Source organism: Actinomadura napierensis (assembly GCF_039529375.1).
Lineage (GTDB): Bacteria > Actinomycetota > Actinomycetes > Streptosporangiales > Streptosporangiaceae > Spirillospora > Spirillospora napierensis.
Genome location: NZ_BAAAMR010000247.1, coordinates 1 through 2,443, shown reverse-complemented (window position 1 = coordinate 2,443; position 2,443 = coordinate 1). Strand labels below are relative to the sequence as shown.

2 protein-coding genes and 1 pseudogene are annotated in these 2,443 nt (G+C 74.6%); 1 reads left to right on the top strand and 2 read right to left on the bottom strand.

Translation table 11 applies throughout. The features are described from left to right. Positions 1–728 (bottom strand): annotated as a pseudogene (locus tag ABD296_RS49185) (helix-turn-helix domain-containing protein); the annotation flags it as partial. Positions 729–870: 142 nt separating this feature from the next. Here ABD296_RS49185 and ABD296_RS49180 point away from each other — a divergent pair. Further along, positions 871–1,665 carry a class II aldolase/adducin family protein gene (locus tag ABD296_RS49180; protein WP_344285378.1) on the top strand — a complete coding sequence of 265 codons (795 nt, stop codon included), beginning with the start codon at positions 871–873 and terminating at the stop codon, positions 1,663–1,665. Here ABD296_RS49180 and ABD296_RS49175 read toward each other — a convergent pair. Further along, a partial coding sequence (locus ABD296_RS49175; protein WP_344285376.1) for an NmrA family NAD(P)-binding protein occupies positions 1,662–2,443 on the bottom strand: 782 nt, incomplete at its 5' end. The genes ABD296_RS49180 and ABD296_RS49175 overlap by 4 nt on opposite strands.

Sequence of the window (2,443 nt, the reverse complement as noted above, 5' to 3'; positions counted from 1 at the left end):
GCGGCGGGCCGCGCGGGCGGCGCCGCGACCAGCAGCGGACCGGACGGCGGCAGGGCCGGCAGCCGCGCCACCAGCGCGGCGAGCCGCCCGTCCACCAGCCCGCACAGTCCGGGTCCCGCCGCGAGGAGCCGTGCCTCCAGCCGCGCCGCGACCGCCGGGTCGCTGACGTCCGACACCACGCAGTGGTACTCGGCGCCGCCGTCGAGCGGGGCCGGCACCGGGACGGCCTCGCCGTGCAGCAGCTGCCGCAGCGTCTGCACGTGTCCCTCCCGCCGGGTGCGGGCCATCTCCAGCTCCGCGACCCGGTGGGCGTGCACCATCCGGTGTACGAGCGCGGTGGTGATCTCGTCGATGCGGCTGACGCCGTCCAGCAGCACCGCGTCCGGCACCCCCGCGCGCCGGCCGTCCTCGATGAGGGTGCGGACGAGGTGGGCGCGGCCCGCCTGGAAGCCGTCCAGGAACGCCGCGACCGGCACGCCCTGCCGGGCCCGGTCGGAGCCGAGCCGCTCGGCGGCGGCGAGCACCTCCTCGCCGGGGCCGCCGTCCTCCAGCGCGGCGAGGACGCCCCGCACCAGCGCGCGGGTGTGCCGCCGGGTCTCCTCCTCGGGCAGCGCGGCGACCAGGTCGGACCGGCCGCGCGCGGCGCGGACGGTCGTCTCCAGCAGCCGCGGGTCGTCGCTGTGCTCGATCAGCAACCGCAGGAACCGGTCGCCCTCGCTGGGCTCCATGCGGCCATTGTGGCCCCTCGTTGTCCCGGCCGGACAACGAGACCCGGGCCGCTTGGGCCGGCCGCCCCTAGCGGGCGGCCCGCCGGGTGGTGTTCGGTGGAGGCAGTGCCCGGCGGTGTCACCCAGCCCGAGGAGTCCACCGATGCCCGATGACGAGCAGTTCCTGGAAAAGCTGCCGACCGACCTGATCTTCCGGCTGCCGCCGGCCTTCGACGACGTCGAGGACGAGCGCCGGCACCGCAAGGAGCGGCTCGCCGCCGCGCTGCGGATCTTCGGCAAGTTCGGCTTCGAGGAGGGCGTCGCCGGGCACATCACGGCCCGCGACCCCGAGCGCACCGACCACTTCTGGGTCAACCCGTTCGGGATGTCCTTCAAGCACATCAAGGTCAGCGACCTGATCCTGGTGAACCACCAGGGCCAGGTCGTCGAGGGCCGCTACCCGGTGAACGAGGCCGCGTTCGCGATCCACTCGCAGGTGCACCAGGCGCGCCCCGACGTCGTCGCCGCCGCGCACAGCCACTCCACCCACGGCCGCGCGATCTCGGCGCTCGGCCAGAAGCTCGAGCCGATCACCCAGGACGTGTGCGCGTTCTACCAGGACCACGGCCTGTTCGACGACTACACCGGCGTCGTCACCGATCTGGAGGAGGGCAAGCGCATCGCCGCCGCCCTCGGCGACCACAAGGCCGTCATCCTGCGCAACCACGGCCTGCTGACCGTGGGCGACACGGTCGACGCCGCCGCCTGGTGGTTCATCACGATGGAACGCTCGTGCCAGGTGCAGTTGCTGGCGAAGGCCGCCGGGCAGGTCGTCCCGATCGAGCACGACAACGCCGTCCTCACCCATGAGCAGATCGGCAACGACCTCGTCGGCTGGATCAACTACCAGCCGCTCTACGACCAGATCATCCGCGAGCAGCCCGACCTGTTCGACTAGGACGCCCGTGGCGGCCGTCGAAGCCGGCTCCCACCACGGCCGGTGGCCGCCGCCCGCCATTCGACGGTCTCCAGCCAGGTGGCCAGGTCCTTCGTCTCGGGGCGCAGGGCCCGGGTGGCGGCGATGTCGGCTCCGTAACCGCCGTGCGCGTCGAGGTGCGCGACGGCGGCGGCCGTTTCCTCCGGCAGCGCGTCGAGGGGAACGGGAACGTACGGGATCTCGCGGCCGGCGGCCTTGCTGAAGGCGGCGGCGAGCTGGTCGGGCGTGGCCGCGTCACCCGCGATGGCGAGCGTCTCCCCCAGGTACCGGGCGGGGTCGGCGAAGGCGGCCGCGACGAACGCGCCGATGTCGTCCACCGCGATCAGCTGCTCGGGGACGTCCGGGGAGAACGGCGTCGCGATCGCCTCGGCCCCGAGGTGGTTCTCCATGAACGACGCGGGCCGCAGCACGGTCGCCGGGATCCCCTTCCGGCGGATGTGCTCTTCGATCCGGAGTTTGGCCTCGAAGGCGGGCACCCCCGCCGAACGCTCGGCCCCCGCGACGGACGAGTAGACCAGGTGGGCCGCGCCGGCGGCGTCCGCGACGGCGATGCCGCGCCGGACCTCGTCGTCGAACGGGACGGGCGGCGAGCCCATGAGGCCCGCCTGCACGCTGAAGACACCGTGAACGCCGGCCGCCGCGGCGTCGAGCGACGCGCGGTCGTCCAGGCCGCCGGCGACGACCTCGGCGCCGGCCCCGGCGAGCGCGCGGGCGGCGGGGCCGCGCACGTCGCGGGTCA

What these genes read in the sequence shown, in the direction of transcription:
- ABD296_RS49180 (WP_344285378.1), top strand. Translation starts at nt 871, where the DNA reads ATGCCCGATGACGAGCAGTTCCTGGAAAAGCTGCCGACCGACCTGATC.